Raw genomic sequence first — 25,937 nt, 5'->3', positions numbered from 1 at the left:
CAAACTGTACAAAAAGGGTGGGTCGAATGCTGAGCAAAATTACATTGTGGACGGTATTGATCGCTCCATGGTTTACATTATTTTTATTGAAAAGGGTAGATATTAAACGATTTATGCCTGCGGCTATTTTGGCTTCTTTTCTAATGGTCCTTTATAACCTGGTTGCTTACAATCTAAATCATTGGATAATTAAAGTATCCATTTTACCTTGGTTGAAACCTGCTTTTGGTTCAGGTGTACTAGGTGGTTTTTTAATTGTAACGATATGGATTTTTTATTTTACATATGGACGATTTTGGTTTTATTTGCTGACTAATATCGTATTGGACTTTATGTTCGCAGTTTATCCTATTCATTATTTATTTCAGGAAAAATTGGGGATTTATCAATTGGTTACCATTACTCCGTGGGGTCGTTTCGGTATTTTCGTCACAATATCCATTGTTATTTATGTCTATCAATCATGGCTAGAGGAAGTTTTCAAGCCGGAATTAAAACGAACAAGAAATTGATACCCTGTAAAGCAGTAAAAACTGTTGAGAAAATTTCCTCAACAGTTTTTTACTTTCTCAACAATTCCTTTACCTTTGGTTCAAGCAAAGGAAATCTACCTCTCTTTTTGTTTTGCAGCAATAAATTGATATAGCTCATCTCTGCTTTTCGGTGCGGCTGTTCCAGAATCAACGAGATGTTTACCCAACAGAAACTGAAAGGTTTCGAGTATCCACGGTTTTTCCAGATGAGCCTTATGTAGCCAATCCTCTTGTTCAAACACCTGCGCAGGCTCACCCTGACCCAAAATTTCACCATCGTGCATGACAATGATCTCATCGGCCCACTGATAGGCAAGATTGACGTCATGGGTTGACAGGATAATGGTCTTGTTTTGTTGGTGGATATGATCGAGCACTTGCATGATCTGCCTTGAAAAATAGGAATCCAGCCCAGCAGTCGGCTCATCGAGAATGATGACTTCCGGTTCCATCGCAAGGACTCCTGCAATCGCTACACGCTTTTTTTGACCGATGCTTAAAAAATGAGTGGGTTTATCTTTTAAAGGCGTTGTTTCTGTCAGTTCCATTGCCCATTCGACTTTTCGCAGAACGTCTTCCCTGGATAGCCCTAAGTTTTGCGGGCCAAAGGAAATGTCCTCCAGCACACTGGCTGAAAACAACTGGGCATCCGGGTCCTGAAAAACAATGCCTACCTGTTTGCGCAACGAGCGAAGCGAATCCCGGCTATACGTAATGTCTTTTCCCAGAAAACGGATCGTTCCGCTTGTTGGTCGGAGGATGCCATTCAAGTGCAAAAACAGCGTCGATTTGCCTGCGCCATTGTTGCCCAAGAGTGCGATTTTTTTCCCTTGCTGGATGCTAAGTGTAATGTTTTTCAGAGCCAATGTGTTATCGATATAAGTATGGGTTATTTGCTCGATGTCAAAAAGAAGCGGCTTCATTTTTTCAATATCCTCCAAATTGCCAATATACCGTAAGCATGGCAGTGAATATCCCTGCGATTAAAAACCAGTTCAAAAAAGAGACAGGATACGTTTGTTCTACCAGTACAATATCATTCTCGTAGCAGCGGGAGTCCATCGCAATGGATAGCTGACTGGATCGATGGAATGATTTCAAAAACAAGGTGGCGACAAGCTGACCAAGTGACTTGAGGCTTTGTCGAATGGTGATGTAACCCAAGCGGGACGTCTGTGCCTGATGGATCATGGCTGCTGTCTCCAGGAAAACAAAGATAAAGCGATAGGTTAATGCGATCAGGTCAAGCAGCAGGGGGGGCAGTCTCAGTTTGCGCAGAAGCCCCAGCATGACGGTAATCGGTGTGGTCAGGATGAGAAAGTACAGACAACTGATACCCCCCAGTACACGAAAGATTAGGTTCACAACCTGCTCCATACTCGACTTGCTAATAAAAATCTGCCAATTCCACACATGCACATTCCAAATCGGGTGAACGATCGCTGCCTGTCCATCGGTGACTGAAAAAAGCAGGGTAATCACACCTGAAAGCAAGAAAAATACAGGTGCCAACAGAAGTTTTCCATAATAGGAAGAGGGAATACGTGCTGCCCAGACAACAAAAGTACTCATTACAAGAAACGTGATGAGTGAAACCAAGGGGTCCTTCGCAATCAGTGAAAAGAGAAGCAGACCAAGCGAAAGGGTCGCCTTTTCGACTGGGTGAACATGTCGTAACCGATTGAAATAAGCATACTTATCAATCAGCAGCATGATACACCTTTTCTTCCTGCTGCTCGTCTCGCTTGCTCTTTCCCCTCATGAAACCGATATAATAACCAATGAAACCTGCCCCAATCGCTGCCTGCAGAGCAAAAAGTAAGCTCTCAATTTCGGCACTAGGAGGTTCCCAAACGCTGGTAAACCAAGGCTCATAGTCAGGAGAGATTTCCTGGATGGCAGCTTCGGCCTGACCATCGGCTCCGCTAAACTCTGCCCCTTGCTGGATAAAAAGCGGAACGACGGCGAGGAAAACCACTACAAGCAGTAGCAACGTGTTCTTTTTCATGTTAGCGTGCCTCCTTGGTCAAGATTTGCAGCATCTTTAATTCTCTGAAATTATATTTGGTCAGGATGTTCATCACGATGACGGTCAATAGTCCTTCACTAATCGCCAACGGAATTTGGGTCAGAGCAAAAATACCTGAAAACTTGGCAAAGGAAGCGAATACGCCACCGACCTCAGAAGGAAAGGACAACGCAAGCTGGATCGATGTCATGAGATAGGTACCGAGATCCCCTAACGTAGCTGCCAAAAATACAGCCACGGAAAATGATAAACCCGCCTTTGTAGAAGCTTTATAGACAAAATAGGCAAGGAAGGGACCGACGACCGCCATGGAAAAGGCATTGGCACCTAACGTCGTTAAACCACCATGAGCTAACAGTAACGATTGAAACAGGAGAACGATAAATCCGACGACGCTCATTGCTGTCGGGCCAAACAAAACGGTGCCAAGCCCAACTCCGGTAGGATGCGAGCAACTGCCGGTCACAGAAGGAATCTTTAAGGCGGATAATACAAAGGCAAATGCACCGGATAGGCCCAGCATCATTTTGATTTCAGGATGTTGCTTTACTTTCTTCTGAATGGAGTACAGGCCCACGAGTAAAAAAGGAATGGTCACAGCCCACCAGAATAATGACCATCGGACGGGCAGGAAACCTTCCATGATGTGCATTGCGTATGCTTGCTCTGGAATACATAGGAACATAAACAAGAAAAAGACGCTCATTTTCAACTGTTTCATCAGTATCACTCCCACTTTACTAAATGTACGACTAACAAAAATAAAAAAGCACTTCTTTCCATTTGGAAAAGAAGTGCGTTACTACGACATGATATATCGCTTGATGGTTTCGGGGCTTGCCCTGTTATTCATTCTCGCCATCATCGTAAACACCTCCCTAACTCCCGTAGGTTTTGCAGTGTTTGTTCTCTATGGCAGGTCTCCTGACTTAGCTTCAACCATCTGTTTCGCCTTCCCAGTCTTGGAACCAGTGGCATTAGAAACAGATGTCAGCATCACAGTGGCGGGTCCGTGTCGGATTTGTACCGAACTTCCCTATTAAGCCGTTTGATCGAGATGTCAATCAAACAGCACCATAAAGCAACAATATTTGGTTGTTTTCATCAATTCTACTACATTGTTGGTAAAAATACTATCTCGAATACTTCTGCACCAGCGGCTTCGCCACTTTTTCAAGCAGAGATTTCAACAAGCGCCACGGGAGCTTTCGAACCCAGGGCAGATGATTGAGATAAACGGCATTATACTCAAAGCTCTCGAGTGCGCCCCGGGACTTTTTAAACTCGGCTGCGCCCGAGCTTGCATGCAAAAGATAGCCGTATTTCCTTGCATCGTACAGCAAAAGCAGGGAGATCATTCGATACAGCCCCCACTCTTTAGGGAGGCGTGTATCATAACCAAACAAAGGGGTAGTCATTACCCCGTCACGATGGAAATATCCGAGGATGGCATCTACATGGCCATCCTTTTTTAATAGCTTCATCTGGAGCAATCGCTCTTTGTGAGCCAGATGAAAGAATTCATCGGTAAACTGCGGGTTGTTGGGCGAGTACTTCTCCAGATACAACGCATTGTAATTATCGAGAATTCTTTGCATATCGTCTGCCAGAATTTCACCGTGTTCAACGACTTGGTAGGGGGTATGCGCCAGTATCTTTTCGTCTTTTCCCAAGTTGTAGCGTGCCCTTGAATTGATCCTTTGAGAAGTGTCCATTAGAAAGATTTGGCGACTTATCAGCATGTGAAAGCCCATCTGAGTGAGAGACTCAAACAGCGATTGATTCCGGTAGTCCTCGACAGAGCGAAAGATGATGGCATGGTCGGGGAACTTTTTTAAGAGAAACGCTTTGATTTGCGCCAGCTGCTCCCGCTTGATGTACGGGTAGAGATTTGTTGAGACCATCCAGTTGTTGACGATGACGACCTTGTTGATTGAAAGCAAGCGAAGCAACGAGCCAAAACCCGACAGAAAGCCGCCTAGTATTGATTCCAGCAGCGGATTTTTGATTAGATACAATTCCTCTTTGGTATAGGTAATGTACTGATCAAAAGGTGAAACGACATACGAGTTTCCATATTCAGCATCATTTACCGTGACTGGCAGAACCAACTCATCGACTGTTAGGATACCAACCCTAGTGTTTACATTGGCAATGTATTTCGCTGTTCCATTCTCGATGAACGGAGTCAGGAATTTTCGAGCGTACTGCTGGTTCTCGCTTTCTCCCCATTCGCACTCATGCAAATTCTTTTGATCATACCACCTGATCGTCATTGATTGGAAACCTTCTTTCCACCCGGCGTAGCTTTTTATCTGTTGGAACATGGTTATATGGATTGAAGCGAATGGTCGGGATTGCCGTTCCCAGTTCTGTGCACATAGATTCTATCGATGCTCTCACGAGGCTTTCCACCTGTTCTGGTGCATCCAGGTAGATCGTCATCTCCAGTGGGGAGTCCTGAACTACGATGTATTGTTCAAGCAATGAAGATGAGGCAATCACAGCTCTTCGGATAAAATCAGGGAAGACGGGGATGAGTCTCTCTCTCACCTTGCTGGAAGGCAAGTAAAACAGGTCATCACACCTGCCCTCAATGGCTTCTATCGCCGTAAAAAGGGAACCGCATGGACAAGCAGATTTCTTTTCAACCAGAATGTCGTTCAACCGATAACGGATGATCGGTTGGGCTTTGCGAGAAAAATCGGTAATAATCGGTGAGAATCTGCTTTTGGATTCATCGAGATAGTCTTTTTGAATGACAACCAAATCTTCGTTTACATGCAGTGTTCCGTATGCACAGGTAGTAGCCAAAAAGCCTTCTGTACACTGATACACCTGATGGATGACCTGATTGAATGTTCTTCGGATGTGCGCTTCGTCAAGCGGATCCAGCACCTCTGCCACCGACAGGATTTTTTGCGGATGAAGCTTCAACTGTCCTCGTTCCTGTTTTGTTGCGATGTAGCGCAGCATGGAAGGTGGAGCGACGAGAATCGTCGGGTCAAAGTCTGCTAACTGCTTCATGTTTTCCGAGATGTCCTTTTGTAAGTCAAAGAAACAAAACTGAATCCTGCCTTTGCTAACCGTCGTATACAGATTGCTGTTTGCCCGAAGAAAGAAGGCAACCTTGTGATGCTCAAACAAGGAGCCTGGCATGACTTTCCCCAGAATATATCCCGCCCAGGAAGCCGTTTCTTCGTCTGTTACGAGAAACAGCCCCCGATTGCCTGACGTGCCGGAGGACAGCCCAATCGTGGCTCCGTTTACTTTTGGATCAAAATTTCTTGACCGTTCTGCTTCCAAGGCAATGGCAAAAGCCTCTTCTTTATGTATCCCAAGTGTATTGAGGTCATCGAAGTTGCTCATCATCTCCTGTTTTTGAATGATCGGGAAGCGACTCCACTCATCAAACGGCAGACCCGTATAGAGCGAGCGATAGTACCAGGACTTCGGCAAGATGATCTGCAAGTGTTTCACTATCATCTCGTGCTGCCAACGCTCCAGCTCTTCACGTGAGTTGAATTTCTTTGGATGTCGAGCACGCCATAGACAATAGAGGAAGAGAAATGCTCGTTTTAACATGGGTCTCACACCTGTTCTTCAGAAAATAGCTCGTCGCAATGGGTGGGGATGATCTTAAGCTCAGGACGATTGGTATGCAACTGGTGAATTCGATAGACATTCTCTTTAAACTCTTTGGAGTCATCCATGATGAGGGAAGCGACGGCTGCCGGGAAGCGAAGCGATCGATACGTTTCACTAAGCCAACAGGCATCGGCGATGAGAAAGTAACGCCCCTGTTCCTTTGTCTCAAACGTAATGCCGAATTGCCCCTTGGCATGGCCTGACAGCTCGATTCCTACGATTTTACCGTCTCCAAACAAATCGTAACCTGTTTCAAAAGAACCATCGCCAAACGGATTTTTCACTTTTGGTTGATCCTCCAGATAGCGAAGCCGTTGTGCAAAGTCGGTGGGCAGCAGGTTGGGGATGAAGGCCTTGCGAACAGCCGAAAATCCTGTCCGATCTTTCACATCATCGTATGTCTTTTTCATCGTAATGAATGTAGCCTTCGGAAAATCTCTGGTCCCGGCAATGTGATCGGCATGCAGATGAGACAAAATAACGTAGGAAATATCGTTTGCGGCGATTCCAAGCTTCTCTAGCTGACGGACAATTGATTCCTCTTCCCGAAAATAGACGGGGGTGACCCTCCCGTAAACGGAATAGGGAAAATGCTTCACTTCCTCGTAAAATCTTGAAGAATAGCCTGTGTCAAACAGGATGTAACCGAACTCGGGGTGCTTCAATATTGCAACCAGCGCAGGGAAACGGCGGCTTTTGAAAGAACCGCCTGCAATAGCGACGAATTCCGGATGTGTACAATAACCTGCCTGAAAAAACAGTACTTCTTCGATCATCGATATTGACCTTCTTTCTGCCACCACTCGACGAAAATATCGAGTCCTTGCTCAATGCTCACTTTGGGACTGTAGCCCAAATCCTGTCGTGCTGCTGTTATATCAAGCGTCTGACTTTTGGATAAAACACCTACTGTATAGCGGGTGAACAGCGGTTCCTTGTCGCCCTGAAAGGTATGAGCAAACCATTCCATACTGTGTGCGATTCTCGCTAAGAGCCAATAAGGAATGTTGATAGCGTTCATGGGCATGTTCATTTTCAGAAATACTTTCGCAAGCAGTTCCTTCATCTGCATCGGCTCGCCATTGGTTATATTGTACTTTCGCCCCGCATAAACAGAGGGAGCCTCCATGGCAAGAAGCAGTGAATCTACTACATTTTCGATATAAGTGACATCAATGATGTTCGTTCCGCCGTTGACGAAAGGAATCTTCCCTTTTTCGTTGGCACGGATCAGTCGGGGGAGAATCGAGGTATCCTCTACACCGAAAAGTCCTCTCGGCCGAATCGTGATTGCATTCAGTCCATTTTTCGCAACCGCATCATCTACAACCAGCTCTGCCTCGTATTTTGTACGGGCGTAATGATTGGCGAACGTGCATGGGAGTGAATCAGATTCTTTGACCAGAAATCGATCAGTAAAGTCAAAATAGATGCTTGGTGTACTGACATGTACCAGGCGTTTGACATCGTGAGTCAAGCAGCCCGAAATAATATTCTGCGTTCCCAGTACATTTGCCCGGTGAAAATCATCAGGGTGACCCCACGGGGATGACAAGGCTCCACAGTGAATCACATAATCGCTTCCGTAACATGCGGACAAGACACTGTCGCTGTCTTCCAACTGGCCTTTTACAAACCGGATTCCTCGATTGTGCAGAACTTGTCCAATGACTTCATTACGGCCAAAGACAGTCACATCCATGCCATTTTCCAACAGGCGAAGAGCCAGCGCCTTACCCAAAAATCCGGTTCCCCCGGTAATCATGACCTTACTCACTGTCTTCACCACCATTCCACTCAATATCCCACGTCGACGCTTCCAAGGGGGAGATGTTCTGTTTTTTTGCCAGCATGATCATTTTCCAATAGGAGATAAATTGATAGGCAAACGGAGCGAAATCGTCGTTTTGCCAAATCACATCGCTCGATTGGCGAAAGGTAGAGAACCAACTTGTAAACTCAGACAAGGAACGTACGGCTGGCAAACCATACAACAGCATGGCTAATCCAAGCATGCGCTGGTTCACGCCTGCAGGCTCCAGACAAATGTCCGGTTGACCACCTGCAAAAGCTCTGCTGATCGGTTCATTCAAAAACAAATGAAGTCCGCTAGTCGCTCGTGGATTGCATTCAATGGGAATCAGCCCGTTAGCAGTCTTGATGAAGTCAAAGGAAATCATCCCGGTAAAATCGAGGGAAGCAACAATTTCTTCGACGATTCGTTTTGCGTCCGGCTCCTGCACGTTCTGAAAGGCAATGGTTGCTCCTTTACCAGCAGTAAATTTCGTTGGGTAAGCGACATGGGCGCCGAGGCGTCCGTTTCTTGCAATGGAAAAGGTGCACAACTGTTGGCCCTCCAGGTACTCCTGCACTAGCCATGGATATTCTTCCGTTGGTTGTATTCCTGGTAACAAGTCATTTTTGGTTCCGATTTGCACATGAGAAGCGAAGCGGGAAAATACGGGTTTCGCCACAAAGCGAACGTCATCGCTAAACGAAGAAACGATATCGTTCCATTCTGCTGTTGAGGTTACTTTGACCGAGTGCGGATGCGGCAATTGAAGCTGGGACAATAGCTCCACAAATGCAGCCTTGTCATGGAGAACCCGTAATTTGCCGGGCTCATCAGCAAAAACAGTGGTATAGGGCGATAGCTTCTCTCTTCCTTTGGCAATGTAGAATACCTCTTCACAGGTAGGGAGTAACAGATCAATCTTTTCATCAATCACAATCCGGGTGAGATCCGCAATAAACTGGGAAAAAGCCTGCTTGGGCTGTGCAACCACATGCCATTTATCGATTTTCTTTGAAGACTTTGACAAAGCATAAGGAAAGCTCTCTGCCATCTGGACAGAGATGCCTTCCTTCTGGAATAGACGGGCCAGTTCCAGCGCAACAGGAGCCCTTCCCCCTGTAATCAGCACCCGTTTAATATTCAAAAACAAGCCCCCCTAAAGAAAGCCCGGCAGACGTTCCGATAAGCATGACTTTATCTCCCCGTTTGATCCGTCCACGCTCGATGGCTTCATGCAAAGCACAAGGGATGGAGGCGGCGATCATGTTGCCGTGGTCCTCTATAATGTCCATGAATTTTTCGGCAGGAATTCCTAACTTCTCCCTCATGATTCGCATGGCCATTCCGCTTGCCTGATGCGGGATGACAAAATCAATATCGCTCATTTGCAGGTTGCCTTCAGCAAGGAACCGTTCCATAAATCCTTCGATCAGACGGGAACTGAGCCGAAAAATGGCCCTGCCATCCATCTGAAAGACGAAGTTTCGCTTAGTGGACTCACTGTATGTCCGAGGGTGAATCTTTGTTCCGCCTGCAAGAATTTCCGATTGGTGGGCTCCTTTGGAGTAGGTTTCCATGCGGGAAGCAAGAATTTTGGAGCTGTCTTCCGATTTTTCTACGATGACAGCAACGGCTCCATCCCCGAACAATACGGAACTTTCAGGCTTTTCATAATCGAGCGCAATGGAGGCAATTTCCGATGCAACGAAAACAACCCGTTTGTACCGTCCAAAATGGATGGCGTAGGATAGGTGATCCAATCCGGTAACAAAACTCAGGCAAGTGGAATTGATATCAAAACAGGGGACACCCGACTCCAACTCGCCCAATTGTTCCTGAATCAGTGAAGCCGTAGAGGGGATAGCCTGTTCAATAGAACCACTTGTATAGATAAGCGCATCTATGTCACGAAAGGTGAGCCCGGCCTGGTCCAAAGCCCGCTTGACCGCAATGGCTCCCATAGAAGAATTGGTTTCATCAGTTACATACCGTCTGGAGACAATTCCTGACTTTTTATATGTCCAGCCTTCTTTTAACCCAAGCTCTCGATCGAGTTCATTTGAGAAGACGATTCGTTCTGGAAGATACTTACCGGTGGCTATAATCTTGCAATTTCTCATTTTTTCCATCTTCTTTCTCTTTTTAACAGTTTGGGGCCCCGCCCGGCGATGCACAGGACGTGCGAGTGTCGACGATGCAACACGGATGTTGTGATTAGTCGACCGCCAGCGATAGCTAATGTCAGGTGGGTATTTTAGCATTACTTCTAAATAATAATTACTTTTCTTGTCCATTATCAAGCCTGCCATATGTCATTGTTCCTACACATGAAAAATTAATTTCGTTAAAAATTGTTTAATTAAAGTCAAAAAAGGGAATTTTGTTACATGTCGAGGCAGAACTGTAACTATATTCAGACAAGAAAGGAACTGACTTATTATGTTATCGTTTCGAAATCTTACTACTTTCATGAAAATTTTGGTATTGCTACTGATTGCTGTTATTTTTCTTGTTGGTGTTGGTATTACAGGTTATTACAATATGCAGAATATCAAAGTCAATTCTGACTCGATGTATGATAATAACTTGCTTCCCATCGACATGCTCAACAAGATGAGAATAAATAATCGTGCCATCGATTCGTTTACTCTTGAATTGATGATTAACGTCGACCAAAGCAAAAATCAGGAATTGAAGAAGGCTATTGAAGAGCGGGTTCATGAAAATATTGATTTAATGAATCAATATGAGAAATCAGAACTGGAATTCAAGGAAAAGGCAATCGTTGATCAATACAAAATGATGATGCCCCGATTTAACGGAGCTCGTGATAAAGCCATAAAATTGGCGATGGAAAATCATAACAATGACGCCTACCAGATTTACACGTCAGAGGTAGCGCCTGTTCGTGAACAATTAAACAAACTGCTAAGTGATTTAGCTCAGTTGAATATCGAGGGTGCACAGTCGCTAAATACAAGTAATGACGAAACATATCGTTTCTCCACAAATTTGATTTTGGCAGCTACTATTTTAGCTGTTATCCTTTGCCTCAGCATCGGTCTTGTGATCACCCGTCAGATTACAACTCCGGTCAGGATGCTGCAAGAATTGATGAGAAAAGCAAGCCAAGGCGATTTATCTGTTGAGGGAACGTATCGATCAAAAGATGAAATCGGCCAATTAACCAATGACTTTAACGAGATGATTTCAGGCATCCGACTAATTATTCAAAGTGTCAGTTCCAATGCGGTCAATTTGGCGGCAAGCTCTGAGCAGTTATCGGCAAGCGCTGAACAAACGACACAAGCAACAAACCAGATTGCTCATTCGATTCAAGAAGTGGCCACAGGAGCCCAAACACAGTTGCATAAATCAGAAGAAAGTGCAAGAGCAATGGAAGAAATGGCAAGTGGAATTCAACGGATTGCCGAGTCGTCTTCGAGCGTTGCCGAATCTTCTCTGGAAGCTTCCAAAACTGCTGAAGACGGGAATGTAGTTATTTCCAAAGTAGTCACTCAGATGAATGAGATCCAAGCATCTGTTCAAGACTCAGCGCAGGTTGTTGAACAATTGAATGAACGCTCCAAACAAATCGGGCAATTTGTTGAAGTGATTACAGCGATTGCTGGGCAAACCAATTTGTTAGCTTTGAATGCTGCCATTGAAGCAGCACGTGCAGGTGAACATGGGCGAGGGTTCTCCATTGTTGCTGATGAAGTGAGAAAACTGGCAGAGCAAAGCAAAAACTCTGCTGATCATATTTCGAAGTTGATTGGCGAAATTCAATCCGATACCAATCAAGCCATCATTTCTATGGATAAAGGGAATAAAGACGTCGAAGCAGGCATAGTTATCGTAAATCAGGCAGGTGAAGCATTTCAAAAAATTCTGCGCAGTGTGCAGCTCGTGGCCGAGCAAATTCAAGAGGTGTCAGCAAGTGCAGAAGAAATGTCTGCCACCACCGAAGAAGTGGCAGCATCTGTTGAGGAAATGGAGCAGGTGGCAAAAGAGGCATCAAGCAGTTCCCAAATGGTCGTTGCTGCTTCTCAGGAACAACTGGCATCAGTTGAAGAAATATCAAGCTCTTCTCAATCACTTGCCCAAATGGCTCAAGACCTGCAAGCACTAACGAGCAAATTTAAACTGTAGTCCTTGCTTAATCCCTGTCAATTCCTGTTTTGTTGGGAAAAATAGCCAAAATTTCCTATTTCATTCTAAATGTTATGACTCTAATATTAGAAATAGATTTTACATTTATTGGAGGTAACAAACATGAATAGCTATTTTTCTAAAGGATGTAAGCTGTTATCCAGTGCAGCATTGATCGCAACATTGGCCATCCCGGGACTTGCAAGCGCAGCCGGAGAGAGACAAGTGCTGGAGGCTTCAAACAATAACAAGATTCTGCTGGAGTCAGAAGGGGAATTCAATGCCCTGCAAATCAACAACCGTGTTTTCGTCTTCCAAAATGAGAATCCTCTCTTCCAAACAAAAGGAGAAGGACAATTGGGGCCGCTTAGCGACCTGTTCGTACTGAAATTACATACTCCTGATGGCAACGAAATGGCAATCCCACTGATCGCCGTGAAAAAGTCCAAAAGCGAGTACATTGTGTTCAGCGACTTGTGGCCGAAGTTTGACGATCCCGATAACAGTCAGGCAGACAACACGATTGATGCATACGATGCAGGACGGATTTATCCCGTAGCCAAAAAGAAAATCGTCAGCAAAACAAAACATCATTATGCAGACCAGATTGGAAAAGAAGTAGTAGTCTCTACTGCAAATGACTATGATGATCTAAGCAAGGGGTACCATGAGTCCATTCGTGTCGAGGGAAAATTAAGAGGACTCGTTTTGTATGATTGCTGTCCATATGTAGTTGTTGAGCAGGACGGCAAATTAAACATATTCCATGCGGGTGCTAATGGTGCCGAGCAAATTGGAAGTGTCGATCTTAACTAGGAAATGATCAGAAGAACCCTCTCTCAGATTTATTGGGAGAGGGTTTTACTATCTATGGAATTGTAGATTTTTGTTGAAACAGGGAGTATAATTATGTGCATTATGTAAAATAGTGTAAAAATAAATAATAATCGAAATAGGGCAGGGGGCAGATTATGCACGAAAACAGGCTGATTCATGAAAATGAAAAAACGTATTTTACAATTGCCGTTATTGTTAGCGTCATCATTTATCTTTCCTTGATAATCTCTCTTGTAGGAATTTTTTATATTATCATCGGCGTCTTGATTACGTTTTTTTTACATGGTTTGATGATCGGCAGTATCCGCAGCAATGGTGTGAAGCTGACTGAAATGCAGTTCCCCATCATACATAAAAAAGTGGTAGACCTGTGTCGGCAACTCGATATTCGAGAGATTCCCGATGTATTCATCATCCAATCAAACGGGATTTTGAATGCATTCGCTACCCGATTTTTTGGACGTAACTTTGTCGTACTCTATTCTGATATTGTTGAGTTGATCGAGGCAGAAGGGGAAGAAGAACTAACCTTTGTCATTGCCCATGAATTGGCGCATATCAAACGAAAACACGTTTCCAAGCAATTATTAATCCTGCCTGCTCTATGGGTGCCGTTTCTGGGGAATGCCTACTCACGAGCGTGCGAATATACATGTGACCGCATGGCTGCTGTCTACACCGGTAATCCAGAAGCTGCCATGAATGGCCTGAGTATCCTGGCAATCGGAAAAATTCTTTACAAACGAATGAATCGTGCTGACTATCTGATGCAAAGCAACAAGGAAAGAGGATTTTTTGTCTGGCTAAGCCATGTGATGTCCACTCATCCTCCGCTACCATTACGGATTATGGAGATTGAGAGGTTAAAAAAATTTCCTCAGTTTTTTGAAGTGCAGAATTAGCAGAAAGTTGAGACTGCGTATGGTCCGTCTTATCGAAGGCGCATCGTATGGCAGTCTTTTTTTGTTTTTTGGAGATAATTACCTCTACGTAAAAGAATGATTAAAGCCATTTGGTAAAAAAATAACGGTGAAATTTCCAAGTAAATCCTTTAAAGGAGAAGAGATGAATGATGAAACAGCTCTGGAAGATTACATTTTTGATCATGGCTGTTGCTTTGATTTTTTCACCCATACAGGTAGTTGCACAAGAAGGACAAACGGCTCAACAGCAATGCTTGAACCAATCGGCAGTACAACTAAAGGAAAATATGAGAAAACTGTGGACTGACCATGCGGTTTGGACAAGAAATTATATCGTCAGTGCAGTGGCAGGAATGAAAGATCAAAAACAGGTACTGGCAAGGCTGCTCCGAAATCAGCAGGAAATAGGGAATGCGATCAAGCCGTATTATGGGGATGCGGCTGGAAATCGGCTGGCTGAACTGTTAAAAGAACACATCTTGATCGCAGGTCAAATCGTGGATGCTGCCAAAAAGGGAGACCAGGCTCGCTTAAAAAAATCCAATACAGAGTGGTATCGAAACGCTGATGATATCACCGAATTTCTCAGCAGCGCCAACCCCAATTGGCCGAAACAAAAAATGAAAGAATTGTGGCATACGCATTTGCAACAGGTGGCAGATATTCTCACAGCAAGATTGAAAAAGGATTGGGACGGAGAAATTATCGCCTTTGATAAAGGACTGGACCATCTCTTTGTGTTGGCTGATACCCTTTCAGAAGGGATTATGAAGCAATTCCCGGATAAATTTTAATAGATTTCTGCTCAGACTCTCCGTGATCGAAGGTATTAAAGAAGAAAGGTCTGTTCCTACAGGGATATTACCCCAAGGAGCAGACCTGTTTTTTGGAGAAATTTTGTTCCAGATTTTCATTGCCTATTTTGTCAGAGTCTTTGCTTTATAGAAAGAGTACATTGCTGCTGCCATTCTGCCTTGTTTCGTAAAGAGATTGATTTTTGACTTGAGGCATTTCATAAATTTTTTATCACAACTGAGATTGAACTTGCCATATTTGTCGTAGCATTTATCGTGCTTCATACAGCATCTGTCGACCGAGTCAATCGGCTTCCCAGGGCCACTACAATTTAATCCGCACCATCTTCCGTACAGGCAAAAACCCTCTTCTGTTCTACGAGTTTGTACTGGCTTCTTTTTACGCACCTTCCATCACTCCAGTCTTTGTTATACAAAATATGACAAAGAAAGAGTTTGGAATAGACGTATTAATCCCAAATAAGCGGTCGCTCCAGACCAACCATTCTCATGTATTGAAGAAATTGACCAGTGTGTACAGAGTCATGATAGGCAATCCGCATCAACATATCACCCAAATATCGCTGATATCCAACATAGCTGCGGTCAATTAGCCTCGTAGATAACTCTTCTTCCGTTAAGGCTTCTACATAACTGATAAGATTTTGAAAGTAAGTCTCAGACATCGAAATTTCTTTATCAGCAGAGACAATCGGTTCATCCTGATAGGGTTGGGGTTCTTTTTTATCTATTGAACCATTATTTTGTACTATGATCAGGTAGTCATAAGAACCAGTCCAAACATGGCGAATCATTTCTCCAAAAGACATGGCATCTTTATCAGGTCTCCAAGGCAGCCATTCATCAGGCAAACTGCGCCATAGCTTGATAGAGCGTCTTCTCGTTTCAGTTAGGTTAAGTATGATAGCTTCACGTGCATTCATGATTTTCTGCCTCCAATTAATAGTGAAATGCCACAGTACTATTGTAATAAATTAACACTACGTCTATCATCGAAGTATGAATGCATATCCGAATATTTCTTATATTGCCTCGTTACTTGCTGATTCGACTCGTGCAGTAATTTTGGATGCTTTGATGGATGGTCGGGCTTTACCGGCAGGGGAGCTCGCCTATCTGGCAAGAGTAACTGCGCAAACTGCCAGCAGTCATCTTGCCAAGTTGGTAGAAGGAAACCTTCTGACTGTTGAACACCAAGGAAGGCATCGTTACTATCGCCTCGCTAATCCTCAAGTTGCCTATCTGCTTGAGACTATTAGCACCATCGCTCCACCAGTCCAGGTTCGATCCCTGAAGCAGTCCGATCAATTAAAACAGTTGAGATTTGCACGTACATGTTACGATCACCTGGCAGGTCAAGTAGGGGTATCGATTTCACAAGCGTTGCTTGAACGAGGATACCTGACAGAAAATGAGAAGGAGTATGAACTCACAGCAAGTGGTCATGATTGGCTTAAACACATGGGATTAAACGTAGAAGAACAACGAAAAAAACGACGTGCTTTCGCCAGAAAATGTCTCGATTGGAGTGAAAGACACCATCACATTTCGGGATCATTGGGGGTAAGTATCGCTTCTCGCTTTGTTGAGCTCGGATGGATAGCGAAACTTCCAGGCAGCAGAGCTGTTGTATTAACCGATCAAGGGAAGGAAGGACTACAAAGAGAATTGGGGATTCGTTTTTGGGTTGAGTAGTAGAGTTTAAGTAAAGGAGCAGCTTGAATGTCAACAAAAGATTATCTGGAGCCTACTGAAATACTCAAGGTAGCAATGGAAGGAGCACATGAGTGCATTGTTGTTACTGATGCCAAGGGCTATATCGTTCTGATGAATAAAGCATACCGCCAATTTATCGGAGTGGAGGATGTAGTTGGCAAACATGTAACAGATGTGATAGAGAACACCCGAATGCATCTCATCGCTGAGACGGGGAAACCAGAAATCGCAGATATTCAGAAGATTAACGGGCGGCAAATGATTGCCAATCGCGTGCCGATCTACAAAGACGACAAGATTGTAGCGGTACTGGGCACGGTTATCTTTCAAGATGTGAAGCATTTGCAGTCACTTGCCTCTTCGGTGGAACAACTCAAGCAGGAACTTGATTATTATAAAGGCGAACTCCGATCCAAATTCGGTGCAGTCTATCGGTTTGAGGAAATCGTTGGGACAAGCCCTGTGATTCAAAATATTATTCAAATGGCAAAACGGGTCGCGAAAAGCGATACGACCGTCTTGATTACGGGCGAAAGCGGAACGGGTAAAGAATTGTTTGCCCATGCGATTCATGCTGCAAGCTATCGGGCGATGGGGCCGTTTATCCGAATCAATTGTGCTGCGATTCCAGACACTTTGCTGGAGTCAGAACTGTTCGGTTATGATGAAGGTGCTTTCACCGGAGCGTCACGCAAAGGGAAAAAGGGAAGATTTGAACTGGCTCATCATGGCACGATTCTGCTCGATGAGATCGGGGATATGCCACTCTCCTTGCAAGCCAAACTGCTGCGGGTACTACAGGAAAAAGAGGTGGAAAGAGTAGGGGGTACACGTCCCATCGCTCTGGATGTCAGAGTAATCGCATCAACCAATCGCAATCTCAAGCAACAGGTGATCGAGGGGAAATTCCGTGAAGACCTTTACTATCGCCTTCATGTGGTGTCCATCCCAATCCCTCCTTTGCGAGATCGAATTGAGGATATCCCGTTACTTGCCAACAATCTTCTTAGTCAACTCGTAAGTTCTACCGGAATGGTCGTCGAGAACATTGAAGACGAAGCGTGGGATACTCTGTATTCCTATAATTGGCCAGGAAATATCCGTGAATTGCGTAATGTGCTTGAACGTGCATTGCATCTCATGGAGGATGGGACACTGCGCAAAGAACATCTGCTGCTTCCGGTCAATTCAAAAGAAAAGAAGCAGGAAATGTCAGCACCCCTGACTCTGAAAGAAAGTTTGGAAATAGCTGAAAAGGAAGCGATCCAAAGAGTGCTTTCTTCTGTAGACGGGAATCGGATAGAGGCAGCAAAAATCCTTGATATCAGTAAATCTGGATTATATGCGAAAATCGAAAAATATGGGCTATAGTCATAATTTGTCACTATTCGTCCAAATTATTGGAACTATTCCAAAATTTTGGACGATGACGATTTTGCCCAATTTAACAGAAATAAGACCCGTCTGACAGAGGATTGTTGCTAAAGTCGGAGGGGTTTTCTCTTTGGAACAAGCAGGATCATTCCAGAATTTTGGAATTGGTAAGAGAGAATGTTATTGAAATGTCGATAAAATGCCATTGATTTAGCTTGGCATGAATTGTGCAATAATTCAGGATACATCGATGCAATGATATTTGTACATTTATCAAACAACACATCAAAGGGGAGGAATAAGTAGTGTTCATCGAAATTTTTGCAATTTTACTTTCGCTTGGCTTATTGATGTACTTCGCCTATCGTGGTTTCCCGGTTATTGTGTTCGCCCCGATTTTTACCTTGCTCGCTGTTGTTTTGTCTGGCCTTGCACTATTACCTAGCTATACAGAAGTTTTTATGGTTAACGCAGCTAACTATGTGAAGTCATTTTTCCCAATCTTCTTGCTTGGCGCAGTATTCGGAAAAGTAATGGAAATGAGCGGCGCTGCTGCATCTATTGCTCGCTCCATTGTAAAAGCACTCGGTTCCAAACGAGCCATCCTTGCTGTAGTGCTTGCCTGTGCCACCCTTACCTATGGTGGAGTTTCCCTTTTCGTAGTAGCTTTTGCCGTTTATCCGTTCGCAGCAGCGATTTTTCGAGAAGCCAATATTCCGAAGCGACTCATTCCAGGAACGATTGCTCTCGGTGCGTTTACCTTTACGATGGATGCTTTGCCTGGTACACCTCAGATTCAAAATATTATCCCGACAAATTACTTCGGCACAGATGCTTATGCTGCTCCTGTAGTTGGGATTTTGGGCGCATTAATGGTATTTCTCGGTGGTATGTACTGGCTCGAAACCCGCAGAAAACAAGCTTTGGCGAATGGTGAAGGATACGGAGAAGGTCACACCAATGAACCTGAGGTGAACCAAGAAGAGAAGTATCCGAATATTTGGTTGTCACTTCTGCCGCTCGTACTTGTGCTCGTCTTCAATTATTTGTTTAGCAGAGGCGCCTTGACTGTAGCTGCTTGGTACGATGCTGAAATGCTCAAAACCACTTTTAATATCGCAAATGTGAAAACGGTTACATCGTCATGGTCCCTGATCATCGCTTTAACCATTGGTATTTTGGCAGCGACACTGATTAACTTTAACGGTGTCAAATCAAAGCTTGCCGCAGGTTTGACGGCTGCTTCCGCAGGTGCATTGCTAGCTATTTTCAACACAGCTTCAGAAGTAGGCTTCGGTAATGTGGTGAAAACACTTCCGGGTTTTAAAGCAGTACAAGAGTGGATTGTAGGATCTAGCAGTCATCCACTGGTTTCGGAAGCTGTTGCTGTTAACGTGCTGGCTGGTATTACAGGCTCGGCGTCTGGTGGTATGTCAATTGCGCTCGAAGTCATGGGCAAGCAGTATATGGAAATGGCAAATGCAGCAGGTATCAGTCCGGAGCTTCTTCACCGCATCGCTTCAATGGCGTCTGGTGGTATGGATACGCTTCCACACAATGGAGCCGTTATTACTTTGTTAGCTATCACCGGTCTGACGCACCGTCAATCATATAAAGACATTTTTGCCATCACGGTGATCAAAACGCTTGCTGTATTTATTCTCGCATTTGGTGCATCGCTGCTTGTATAGAGCAAGATGGAAGTTTTGGGAGAGGAGTGGACATTTTGAAGAAACTGTTAGAAGAGAGAGTTGCCTTGATCACTGGCTCTGCAAGTGGAATTGGTTTTGAAATGGCACGAGCCTTTGCGACAGAGGGGGCGAAGGTAGTCATCGCTGACCTGCATGAAGCAGGCGCAATAGAAGCAGCCAACACCTTGCAAAAAGATGGTTTCGAAGCTATTGGGGTCAAGTGTGATGTTACAAACGAGGAGGAATTTCGTAACAGTCTCGATCGAGCTGTTCATACATACGGAAGGCTGGATATTCTGGTGAACAATGCAGGATTGCAGTATGTGTCACCAATTGATGAATTCCCTACCGACAAGTTTGAACTGCTGCTGAAAGTCATGTTGACTGCTCCGTTCGTGGGGATCAAGCACGCCTTTCACATTATGAAAAAACAACAGTACGGACGAATTATCAATGTGTCTTCGATCAATGGTCTTGTCGGTTTCGCAGGAAAAGCAGCCTATAACAGCGCCAAGCATGGGGTCATTGGGTTGACGAAGGTTGCGGCACTAGAGGGAGCACCATTTGGAATTACCGTAAATGCCTTGTGTCCGGGTTACGTGGATACCCCACTGGTCAGAAACCAGTTGAATGATTTGGCAAAGACAAGAAATGTTCCTCTGGAAAATGTACTGGAAGAGATTATTTATCCTCTTGTTCCACAGAAGAGATTGCTTTCGGTTGAAGAGATTTCAGACTATGCAATTCTGTTAGCAAGCGACAAGCTTAAAGGCGTAACCGGCACATCAGCCGTGATCGATGGAGGTTATACAGCCCAGTAAGTACACGAAAAAGGAGAGAACTCACTATGAGAAAAGGAAAAGTGCTGTCATCCGCACTGGATGCGATTCAAAACATTCAAGATGGTGCGACGATTGCCGTGGGCGGTTTTGGGCTTTGCGGGATTCCTGAGAATCTGATTCTTGCCCTGTGTGAGAAAGGCGTGAAAAACCTGACCGTTGTCAGCAATAACTGCGGGGTTGACGATTGGGGACTTGGTTTATTACTTGCCAATAAGCAAATCAAGAAAATGGTTGCCTCTTATGTGGGGGAGAACAAGCTTTTCGAACAGCAATTTTTAAGCGGTGAGTTGGAAGTAGAACTTGTTCCTCAAGGCACATTGGCGGAAAGGCTGCGTGCGGGTGGAGCGGGGATCCCTGCATTCTACACGGCAAGCGGAGTCGGTACACCGATTGCGGAAGGCAAAGTACATCAGGAATTCGAAGGGCGTACTTACATCATGGAAAGAGGGATCGTGGCTGACTTTGCATTGGTCAAAGCGTGGAAAGCAGACCCGCTTGGAAACCTGATCTATCATAAAACAGCGAGAAACTTTAACCCCGTGGTTGCGACAGCAGGCAAAATCACAATCGCAGAAGTAGAAGAACTGGTCGGTGTAGGAGAATTGGACCCAGATCAGATTCATACGCCAAGTGTTTACATTCAGGGCGTACTTCACGGAGACGCATACCAGAAACGGATCGAACGGCTTACTTTGGCGAAAGCATAAAGGGAGGGTGAACAGGATGTCAGATACAAGAACCAAAATCATCGCAAGAGCAGTGAAAGAAATTCAGGACGGGATGAACGTGAATCTGGGGATTGGGATGCCTACCTTGGTAGCCAACATGATTCCGCAAGAATTCAGCGTTTTGCTCCAATCAGAAAACGGATTGCTTGGCATCGGGCCCTATCCTTTCGAGAATGAAGCCGATCCTGATTTAATCAACGCAGGCAAAGAAACTATAACCGCCGTACCGGGAGCAGCTTTTTTTGACAGTGCCGAATCGTTTGCCATGATCCGTGGCGGACATATTGATCTGGCGATTCTCGGAGGGATGGAAGTTTCAGAGACAGGAGATCTCGCCAACTGGATGATCCCAGGCAAGATGATCAAGGGAATGGGCGGAGCGATGGATCTTGTCCATGGTGCCAAACGTGTCGTAGTTGTCATGGAGCATGCTAACAAGCACGGAGAATCAAAGGTAAAAAAAGTGTGCTCGTTGCCTTTGACAGGGCAAAAAGTTGTCAATTGTCTCATTACAGAGCTCGCTGTCTTTGAGTTCACCACAGACGGAATGGTTCTGGTTGAACTCCAGGAGGGTGTAACGCTAGAAGAGGTGCAGGCAAAGACAGAGGCGACTTTTGTGGTGAGTGAAAATCTCTTGAACAAGAGTAAGTAGGAAATAGGAATAGTCTAAAAAACAAATGAATCCAAAACCAGTGAAGAAGTCTAGTAGCTGGTTTTTTTCTTTTAAAACGGACAGCCCAAACGGACAAATGTTTAGGCATAAACCAATTGAGGAATACAGCCAAGATACAGCAAAGCCGCACTCCTTATGTAGAAGTGCGGTTGGAAGAAACAAGCCAGTTATATCGTTGTCATTTGGGTTATTTCAAATTGGAAACCAAGGCGTTCCGATTCGCTGCTTGAGGGGGTTGCTCCAGCCATCCGTGATCAATCATGATGTTAGCGCCATCCTCGACATAATTACCTACCTCTACAATGAATCGTGCGTATTTCTCCACCACATCGTGTCTAGGACTCATTGACATTGCATTTCCGTAGGCTCTTATTCTTACTGCATACATATCCAGCTTATGAAACAGCATCAATCGATCTGAAAAGGGCGCAGTTGTTGAGGTGGTTACCAGCGGATCAAATATAGGAGGTGAAGTTAGTCCTTCCTCCAGTAGCAGATTACTGAATATGTCGTAATGTTTTGTTGCAATTTCGATACCTCTTCGAAAAAAAGCCTTTGACTGGTTTAAATGTGCTACCTGACTAAAACCAATTAAGACCGCTTTACTAGTGGCATTATTATCGATGTTATCGTAAAGATGTGTAATCTCGAGTGCTTGCAGGGGCCTAATTTCACCCAAGAAGCCATTTAAATAGCTGTGTTTTTCAATAAAATCCACTTCAGTTGGATAGGGAATAAAGGCTGGCTTTGTTAATAGGCCCTTTTTAATTAATGTTTCATTGACCTGATTTACTAATTTAATTGTCAAATCAATGCTTTGCGTAAAAAAAGAACGAACATCGGGTCTACTTACCAAAGGAATAGCTATTCCGTAAATACTAATTCCTGCCTTGGCTAAGTACTTCAAGTAGTGAAGATAAAACTCGTCTTCAAATAATCGAGGAGCGCTTAGATTGACATCATCCATGGTAAATCCTTTGGGGATGGGGTAATTTTCCTTGTCAAAAATTTCCTTAACCGTAAGCGCAAAATGCTTTGACAAATGAAAAGCGTTATTCAGTACCACCTTAATTTCTTGGTCCTCTACGTTTTTAAGCATATAACCCAATACGCATAAAGACATCGTATTGCCAACAAAAGTAGCCCAAAGCTTTCCTTGTTCAGCCGAAGTTAATTTATCTTGAGTATCACTGGTCTCCACAAAAATCCCTCAGTTCACTGATTTTCCTATTATTATCACCAGTAGGTAGTGGAAGTATGTTTTCTGTTTAAGATGCAAACACCAAAGTAATGACATAGAAAAACTGCATCTCCAGTTGTTAGGTTTGTACTAACCATTGAGGTGCAGTTTAATCAGTTATTTTCTGCGAACACTTAGCAAGATTCTTGACATGGTGACCTCCATTTGATCACAAATTTTGGTAGAATCCGTTGCTATGATTGTAGTCGATAATCAATCACTGGAAAAGCGGGTTCCCTCGTCGGTTATAAATGTATTCATTGATCTTTTGTCCTCCGCCGAAATCGCCTTCGATAGCAAATACGCGATATCCTTGCTTTTCCACCAGATGCTTAAAAATATCTGATTTTAGCGTAGTAAATTGCTTGTTACCATGTGTCGCTTCTCCAAACCCGATGATGGTTTTTGAAGGAAGTTCCATTTTGGTAACAGGAACAAGGTTAGATTGTAATGACTGTAGTAACGTGGTGGTTGATTCAGTTTGAAAACCCGTCAATACACTCATCATGAGCAACAAAATTATTGCGATCAGAAGATTTTTTTTCATATCATTCTCTCTTTCTTGAGTTGATCATTGTTGTGGTTTTTATTACCATTTAAGCAATTATACTCGTTCTTGATGTCGATTAACATTGTATGCAAAAAGCCAGTTGGTACACTTTCCTGATGTGTTCCAACCGGCTTTTGTTCATTTGGCGTTCTTTATTGGGGCATTATCAAAAAACTATTTCTTTGACCTCGTCACATACGTAAAGATGGGATCCCTTAGTTCGAAGTCATATGTTTCCCCGTTCACTATTCCTACGACCTTCTCACTATCATATAAATCGAGCAAGAATCCGGCCATTTGACTAGCTGTATGAAACTTAGGAACTGCACCAACATATTCGAAATTATCAATGTCAAGGGAACGCTTCGCAAATTCAGTCTCTGTTGCAGCCGGGGCCAAGACTTTTGCTTGCATTGCTGCACCTTTCTCACTCAATTCTTGTGCTAGACCTTCCGTAAAGGCACTTACATAGAACTTCGTTGCACAATAGGTCACGGCGTCAGCAACAATTCTGTATCCTCCGCCTGAAGAAATATTGATAATTTGCGTTCCTTTAATCTCTGCATAGTCACGTACATAAAGAGAAGATAGAATAGTTAATGCTTCAATATTCAAGTGAAGCATTGACTCAATTTTATTTAAGTTCTGTTCTCCAACAGAAGCAAAGTTTCCGAACCCAGCATTGTTGATCCAGGTCTCAATCTCATAATTCTGTAGACTATCGTAAAACTCATGAACATTTGAATTCACAGATAAGTCAACGGCCCGAATGACTACATCCAACTCTCCGTTAATGTCAGCCACTTTTGATTTTAACTTTTCCAATTCCTCCGTTCGACGAGCGGCTAGGATCAAGTTTTTTCCGCGAGCAGCAAATGCAAGTGCGGTTTCATATCCAATCCCTGAACTTGCTCCCGTAATTACCGTATATTTCATGTAGATCCCTCCTGAATTTATACAATAGCTTCAATTGAGAAGTTACGATGAGTTGATTATACTGGTTAGAGTAAACTCTAAGTCAAGGGTAAGATCAATGCGGAGGTTTCTTATGTATACCATTGGTGAAGTGGCACATTTATTAGGGATAAGCACACATACGTTACGTTATTATGAAAAGGAAAAAATTATTGTTCCTGATCGCGATGAAAACGGTGACAGGCGTTATAACGATTCACATATTAAATGGCTGCGATTTGTTATCAAGTTAAAAGAAACGCAAATGCCTATCTCAAAAATAAGCAAATACGCCTCACTGTTTTTGGAAGGAGATCATACTACCTCAGCTCGATTGAGTCTCTTAGAAGAACATAAACACTCTATTAAGGAACAAATAAGAACGTTAACTGATGTGGATGAAATGCTAGAGCGTAAAATCGTAGCTTACAAAGATTACATCTCGTCGGTTATAGGGTAAGTAATGGAGATCAGTTGAAAACAGTTGACATATAAACAAATTCGTTTATAGTAAGTAGTACACTAACTACTATCGGAGGCACCATGGACGAATATGTTAAGGAGCTTCAGAAACTGGGGTTTTCCCAGTATGAATGCAAAGCGTATATCGGTCTGTTGAAGAACTCTCCGATTACCGGCTATGAGATCAGCAAGCGGACGGGGGTTCCTCGTTCTATGATCTATGAAGTAATTGGCAAGCTGTTGGACAAGGGTGCTGTTTTCACGGTACCATCTGATCCGGTCAAATATGCACCACTTCCGGCAAAAGAGTTGATTGGGCGATTGCGTAAAGAATTTGAGCAATCCTTTGATTTTTTGGAAAACAGCCTCTCTTCACTCGAAACCGATCAGGAAGCGAACGTCATCTGGAGGATCAATGGTGACGATCATGTTATCGCCGAGATGAAGGACATGATCGATCAGGCCAAGGGTGAGCTGTGGATGTCTGTCTGGGAAGGTCAGGTCCCACTCATCAAAGATGCAGTCGATCAGAGGATGAAGGAAGGCGTTCATGCGTTTACGGTTCTGTTTGGAAATTCGGATGTCGAGCTGGGCTTGACCTACCATCACAATTACATGGCACTGAATATTGCCAATGATCGGATGGGTGGCCATTTGACACTGGTGGCTCGGGACGGGGAGGAAGTGTTAATTGCCAACTTCTCCGAAAGCAATGCAGCATGGGCAGTGAAAACAAAGGACCCGGCATTGGTGCTAGTCGCGACAGAATACATTCGACACGATATTATGTACGGAGCTTTAGCTAAGGAATTTGGTTCTGAGAAAGTAGATAGCATCTGGAGAAACAATATCGATTTGACCCATATCGTAACAGGAAAACGGTTCAAATAAGCTTTGAACCGTCCTTTTAGGGAGATTTTTTAGTAGTTAGTTTTATAACGTCTATTTTTATCTGGTAGAGAAAGGTGCCATACA

At 43.9% G+C, this 25,937-nt stretch carries 27 protein-coding genes, 1 pseudogene and 1 riboswitch; of the genes and pseudogenes, 13 read left to right on the top strand and 15 right to left on the bottom strand.

Annotation, left to right across the window (positions count from 1 at the left end; translation table 11 throughout):
- The first annotated feature begins 26 nt into the window (after positions 1 to 26).
- Complete coding sequence (locus tag ACPW7N_RS11265) at positions 27 to 512, top strand: hypothetical protein (RefSeq protein WP_425651177.1); 486 nt, start codon at positions 27 to 29, stop codon at positions 510 to 512.
- A 95-nt stretch (positions 513 to 607) separates the two neighbouring features.
- Here the strand turns inward: ACPW7N_RS11265 and ACPW7N_RS11260 are convergent, their stop codons facing one another.
- The 10 genes from ACPW7N_RS11260 to ACPW7N_RS11215 all read right to left on the bottom strand — a co-directional run bounded on the left by ACPW7N_RS11260 (position 608) and on the right by ACPW7N_RS11215 (position 10,134).
- The gene (locus ACPW7N_RS11260; RefSeq protein WP_425651176.1) at positions 608 to 1,456 is read right to left on the bottom strand and encodes an energy-coupling factor ABC transporter ATP-binding protein; all 849 of its coding nucleotides are present in this window, start codon (positions 1,454 to 1,456) and stop codon (positions 608 to 610) included.
- Positions 1,457 to 1,460: 4 nt separating this feature from the next.
- On the bottom strand, positions 1,461 to 2,246 hold the full coding sequence (gene cbiQ / locus ACPW7N_RS11255; protein WP_425651175.1) for a cobalt ECF transporter T component CbiQ: 786 nt from the start codon (positions 2,244 to 2,246) through the stop codon (positions 1,461 to 1,463).
- Positions 2,233 to 2,541 carry an energy-coupling factor ABC transporter substrate-binding protein gene (locus ACPW7N_RS11250; RefSeq protein WP_425651174.1) on the bottom strand — a complete coding sequence of 103 codons (309 nt, stop codon included), beginning with the start codon at positions 2,539 to 2,541 and terminating at the stop codon, positions 2,233 to 2,235. Before ACPW7N_RS11250 ends, cbiQ begins: the two co-directional genes overlap by 14 nt.
- A gap of 1 nt (position 2,542) precedes the next feature.
- A complete protein-coding gene (locus ACPW7N_RS11245) occupies positions 2,543 to 3,283 on the bottom strand; it encodes an energy-coupling factor ABC transporter permease (RefSeq protein WP_425651173.1) in 741 nt (246 codons plus the stop codon).
- Between the two features lie 176 nt (positions 3,284 to 3,459).
- Positions 3,460 to 3,656: riboswitch (cobalamin riboswitch) on the bottom strand.
- A gap of 39 nt (positions 3,657 to 3,695) precedes the next feature.
- Entirely contained in the window at positions 3,696 to 4,838 is a 1,143-nt protein-coding gene (locus tag ACPW7N_RS11240; RefSeq protein ID WP_425651172.1) for a GNAT family N-acetyltransferase, read from the bottom strand.
- Positions 4,819 to 6,147: a F390 synthetase-related protein gene (locus ACPW7N_RS11235; protein ID WP_425651171.1), complete on the bottom strand. Its 1,329-nt coding sequence runs from the start codon at positions 6,145 to 6,147 to the stop codon at positions 4,819 to 4,821. Before ACPW7N_RS11235 ends, ACPW7N_RS11240 begins: the two co-directional genes overlap by 20 nt.
- 5 nt (positions 6,148 to 6,152) lie before the next feature.
- Positions 6,153 to 6,986 (bottom strand): MBL fold metallo-hydrolase, encoded by an 834-nt coding sequence (locus tag ACPW7N_RS11230; protein ID WP_425651170.1) that lies wholly within the window; start codon positions 6,984 to 6,986, stop codon positions 6,153 to 6,155.
- Positions 6,983 to 7,975: an NAD-dependent epimerase/dehydratase family protein gene (locus tag ACPW7N_RS11225; protein WP_425651203.1), complete on the bottom strand. Its 993-nt coding sequence runs from the start codon at positions 7,973 to 7,975 to the stop codon at positions 6,983 to 6,985. Before ACPW7N_RS11225 ends, ACPW7N_RS11230 begins: the two co-directional genes overlap by 4 nt.
- Before the next feature lie 4 nt (positions 7,976 to 7,979).
- Entirely contained in the window at positions 7,980 to 9,149 is a 1,170-nt protein-coding gene (locus ACPW7N_RS11220; protein WP_425651169.1) for an ATP-grasp domain-containing protein, read from the bottom strand.
- Positions 9,139 to 10,134, bottom strand: coding sequence for a beta-ketoacyl-ACP synthase III (locus ACPW7N_RS11215; protein WP_425651168.1), 996 nt, complete (start codon positions 10,132 to 10,134; stop codon positions 9,139 to 9,141). Before ACPW7N_RS11215 ends, ACPW7N_RS11220 begins: the two co-directional genes overlap by 11 nt.
- Positions 10,135 to 10,444: 310 nt before the next feature.
- Between ACPW7N_RS11215 and ACPW7N_RS11210 the strand changes: the two genes are divergently transcribed.
- The 4 genes from ACPW7N_RS11210 to ACPW7N_RS11195 all read left to right on the top strand — a co-directional run bounded on the left by ACPW7N_RS11210 (position 10,445) and on the right by ACPW7N_RS11195 (position 14,711).
- The gene (locus ACPW7N_RS11210; protein ID WP_425651167.1) at positions 10,445 to 12,157 is read left to right on the top strand and encodes a methyl-accepting chemotaxis protein; all 1,713 of its coding nucleotides are present in this window, start codon (positions 10,445 to 10,447) and stop codon (positions 12,155 to 12,157) included.
- Positions 12,158 to 12,280: 123 nt separating this feature from the next.
- Positions 12,281 to 12,973: a hypothetical protein gene (locus ACPW7N_RS11205; RefSeq protein WP_425651166.1), complete on the top strand. Its 693-nt coding sequence runs from the start codon at positions 12,281 to 12,283 to the stop codon at positions 12,971 to 12,973.
- Positions 12,974 to 13,128: 155 nt separating this feature from the next.
- On the top strand, positions 13,129 to 13,896 hold the full coding sequence (locus tag ACPW7N_RS11200) for a M48 family metallopeptidase (protein ID WP_425651165.1): 768 nt from the start codon (positions 13,129 to 13,131) through the stop codon (positions 13,894 to 13,896).
- Between the two features lie 170 nt (positions 13,897 to 14,066).
- On the top strand, positions 14,067 to 14,711 hold the full coding sequence (locus tag ACPW7N_RS11195; RefSeq protein ID WP_425651202.1) for a glycosyltransferase: 645 nt from the start codon (positions 14,067 to 14,069) through the stop codon (positions 14,709 to 14,711).
- Positions 14,712 to 14,834: 123 nt separating this feature from the next.
- Here ACPW7N_RS11195 and ACPW7N_RS11190 read toward each other — a convergent pair whose 3' ends face one another.
- Both ACPW7N_RS11190 and ACPW7N_RS11185 read right to left on the bottom strand, forming a co-directional pair.
- On the bottom strand, positions 14,835 to 15,119 hold the full coding sequence (locus tag ACPW7N_RS11190; RefSeq protein ID WP_425651164.1) for a phospholipase A2 family protein: 285 nt from the start codon (positions 15,117 to 15,119) through the stop codon (positions 14,835 to 14,837).
- A 62-nt stretch (positions 15,120 to 15,181) separates the two neighbouring features.
- Complete coding sequence (locus ACPW7N_RS11185; protein WP_425651163.1) at positions 15,182 to 15,655, bottom strand: DinB family protein; 474 nt, start codon at positions 15,653 to 15,655, stop codon at positions 15,182 to 15,184.
- A 76-nt stretch (positions 15,656 to 15,731) separates the two neighbouring features.
- Here ACPW7N_RS11185 and ACPW7N_RS11180 point away from each other — a divergent pair, with 76 nt between their 5' ends.
- The 6 genes from ACPW7N_RS11180 (at position 15,732) to ACPW7N_RS11155 (ending at position 21,735) form a co-directional block, all read left to right on the top strand.
- Positions 15,732 to 16,427: an ArsR/SmtB family transcription factor gene (locus ACPW7N_RS11180; RefSeq protein ID WP_425651162.1), complete on the top strand. Its 696-nt coding sequence runs from the start codon at positions 15,732 to 15,734 to the stop codon at positions 16,425 to 16,427.
- A gap of 27 nt (positions 16,428 to 16,454) precedes the next feature.
- Positions 16,455 to 17,819, top strand: a complete 1,365-nt coding sequence (locus ACPW7N_RS11175; protein WP_425651161.1) for a sigma-54 interaction domain-containing protein — start codon at positions 16,455 to 16,457, stop codon at positions 17,817 to 17,819.
- 353 nt (positions 17,820 to 18,172) lie between these two features.
- The gene (locus tag ACPW7N_RS11170) at positions 18,173 to 19,513 is read left to right on the top strand and encodes a GntP family permease (protein WP_425651201.1); all 1,341 of its coding nucleotides are present in this window, start codon (positions 18,173 to 18,175) and stop codon (positions 19,511 to 19,513) included.
- 44 nt (positions 19,514 to 19,557) lie between these two features.
- Positions 19,558 to 20,334: a 3-hydroxybutyrate dehydrogenase gene (locus ACPW7N_RS11165; RefSeq protein WP_425651200.1), complete on the top strand. Its 777-nt coding sequence runs from the start codon at positions 19,558 to 19,560 to the stop codon at positions 20,332 to 20,334.
- Positions 20,335 to 20,360: 26 nt separating this feature from the next.
- Entirely contained in the window at positions 20,361 to 21,062 is a 702-nt protein-coding gene (locus tag ACPW7N_RS11160; RefSeq protein ID WP_425651160.1) for a CoA transferase subunit A, read from the top strand.
- A gap of 16 nt (positions 21,063 to 21,078) precedes the next feature.
- Positions 21,079 to 21,735 (top strand): 3-oxoacid CoA-transferase subunit B, encoded by a 657-nt coding sequence (locus ACPW7N_RS11155; RefSeq protein WP_425651159.1) that lies wholly within the window; start codon positions 21,079 to 21,081, stop codon positions 21,733 to 21,735.
- A gap of 208 nt (positions 21,736 to 21,943) precedes the next feature.
- On the opposite strand, the gene ACPW7N_RS11150 is transcribed toward ACPW7N_RS11155, so the two are convergent.
- The 3 genes and pseudogenes from ACPW7N_RS11150 to ACPW7N_RS11140 form a co-directional block, all read right to left on the bottom strand.
- Positions 21,944 to 22,957 carry a DUF3231 family protein gene (locus ACPW7N_RS11150; protein ID WP_425651158.1) on the bottom strand — a complete coding sequence of 338 codons (1,014 nt, stop codon included), beginning with the start codon at positions 22,955 to 22,957 and terminating at the stop codon, positions 21,944 to 21,946.
- A 274-nt stretch (positions 22,958 to 23,231) separates the two neighbouring features.
- Positions 23,232 to 23,543 (bottom strand): annotated as a pseudogene (locus tag ACPW7N_RS11145) (erythromycin esterase family protein); the annotation flags it as partial.
- A 177-nt stretch (positions 23,544 to 23,720) separates the two neighbouring features.
- Entirely contained in the window at positions 23,721 to 24,482 is a 762-nt protein-coding gene (locus ACPW7N_RS11140; protein ID WP_425651157.1) for an SDR family NAD(P)-dependent oxidoreductase, read from the bottom strand.
- Between the two features lie 112 nt (positions 24,483 to 24,594).
- On the opposite strand from ACPW7N_RS11140, the gene ACPW7N_RS11135 reads away from it, so the two are divergent.
- A complete protein-coding gene (locus tag ACPW7N_RS11135; RefSeq protein WP_425651156.1) occupies positions 24,595 to 24,960 on the top strand; it encodes a MerR family transcriptional regulator in 366 nt (121 codons plus the stop codon).
- An 83-nt stretch (positions 24,961 to 25,043) separates the two neighbouring features.
- Positions 25,044 to 25,853 (top strand): TrmB family transcriptional regulator, encoded by an 810-nt coding sequence (locus tag ACPW7N_RS11130; RefSeq protein ID WP_425651155.1) that lies wholly within the window; start codon positions 25,044 to 25,046, stop codon positions 25,851 to 25,853.
- Positions 25,854 to 25,937: the final 84 nt, after the last annotated feature.

This window comes from Brevibacillus nigriterrae, assembly GCF_049846925.1.
Lineage (GTDB): Bacteria > Bacillota > Bacilli > Brevibacillales > Brevibacillaceae > Brevibacillus_H.
The sequence above is the reverse complement of the archived record's forward strand: the minus strand, read 5'-3'. Positions and strand labels throughout refer to the sequence as shown.

Bases quoted from the DNA above. Each gene is read 5' to 3' on its own strand.
- ACPW7N_RS11210 (WP_425651167.1), top strand. From the start codon at position 10,445: ATGTTATCGTTTCGAAATCTTACTACTTTCATGAAAATTTTGGTATTG.
- ACPW7N_RS11230 (WP_425651170.1), bottom strand. From the start codon at position 6,986: ATGATCGAAGAAGTACTGTTTTTTCAGGCAGGTTATTGTACACATCCG.
- ACPW7N_RS11250 (WP_425651174.1), bottom strand. From the start codon at position 2,541: ATGAAAAAGAACACGTTGCTACTGCTTGTAGTGGTTTTCCTCGCCGTC.
- ACPW7N_RS11195 (WP_425651202.1), top strand. From the start codon at position 14,067: ATGAAACAGCTCTGGAAGATTACATTTTTGATCATGGCTGTTGCTTTG.
- ACPW7N_RS11225 (WP_425651203.1), bottom strand. From the start codon at position 7,975: ATGATTACCGGGGGAACCGGATTTTTGGGTAAGGCGCTGGCTCTTCGC.
- ACPW7N_RS11205 (WP_425651166.1), top strand. From the start codon at position 12,281: ATGAATAGCTATTTTTCTAAAGGATGTAAGCTGTTATCCAGTGCAGCA.
- ACPW7N_RS11185 (WP_425651163.1), bottom strand. From the start codon at position 15,655: ATGAATGCACGTGAAGCTATCATACTTAACCTAACTGAAACGAGAAGA.
- ACPW7N_RS11260 (WP_425651176.1), bottom strand. From the start codon at position 1,456: ATGAAGCCGCTTCTTTTTGACATCGAGCAAATAACCCATACTTATATC.
- ACPW7N_RS11265 (WP_425651177.1), top strand. From the start codon at position 27: ATGCTGAGCAAAATTACATTGTGGACGGTATTGATCGCTCCATGGTTT.
- ACPW7N_RS11135 (WP_425651156.1), top strand. From the start codon at position 24,595: ATGTATACCATTGGTGAAGTGGCACATTTATTAGGGATAAGCACACAT.
- ACPW7N_RS11170 (WP_425651201.1), top strand. From the start codon at position 18,173: ATGTACTTCGCCTATCGTGGTTTCCCGGTTATTGTGTTCGCCCCGATT.
- ACPW7N_RS11245 (WP_425651173.1), bottom strand. From the start codon at position 3,283: ATGAAACAGTTGAAAATGAGCGTCTTTTTCTTGTTTATGTTCCTATGT.
- ACPW7N_RS11235 (WP_425651171.1), bottom strand. From the start codon at position 6,147: ATGTTAAAACGAGCATTTCTCTTCCTCTATTGTCTATGGCGTGCTCGA.
- ACPW7N_RS11240 (WP_425651172.1), bottom strand. From the start codon at position 4,838: ATGACGATCAGGTGGTATGATCAAAAGAATTTGCATGAGTGCGAATGG.
- ACPW7N_RS11140 (WP_425651157.1), bottom strand. From the start codon at position 24,482: ATGAAATATACGGTAATTACGGGAGCAAGTTCAGGGATTGGATATGAA.
- ACPW7N_RS11180 (WP_425651162.1), top strand. From the start codon at position 15,732: ATGAATGCATATCCGAATATTTCTTATATTGCCTCGTTACTTGCTGAT.
- cbiQ (WP_425651175.1), bottom strand. From the start codon at position 2,246: ATGCTGCTGATTGATAAGTATGCTTATTTCAATCGGTTACGACATGTT.
- ACPW7N_RS11160 (WP_425651160.1), top strand. From the start codon at position 20,361: ATGAGAAAAGGAAAAGTGCTGTCATCCGCACTGGATGCGATTCAAAAC.
- ACPW7N_RS11130 (WP_425651155.1), top strand. From the start codon at position 25,044: ATGGACGAATATGTTAAGGAGCTTCAGAAACTGGGGTTTTCCCAGTAT.
- ACPW7N_RS11175 (WP_425651161.1), top strand. From the start codon at position 16,455: ATGTCAACAAAAGATTATCTGGAGCCTACTGAAATACTCAAGGTAGCA.
- ACPW7N_RS11200 (WP_425651165.1), top strand. From the start codon at position 13,129: ATGCACGAAAACAGGCTGATTCATGAAAATGAAAAAACGTATTTTACA.
- ACPW7N_RS11215 (WP_425651168.1), bottom strand. From the start codon at position 10,134: ATGGAAAAAATGAGAAATTGCAAGATTATAGCCACCGGTAAGTATCTT.
- ACPW7N_RS11155 (WP_425651159.1), top strand. From the start codon at position 21,079: ATGTCAGATACAAGAACCAAAATCATCGCAAGAGCAGTGAAAGAAATT.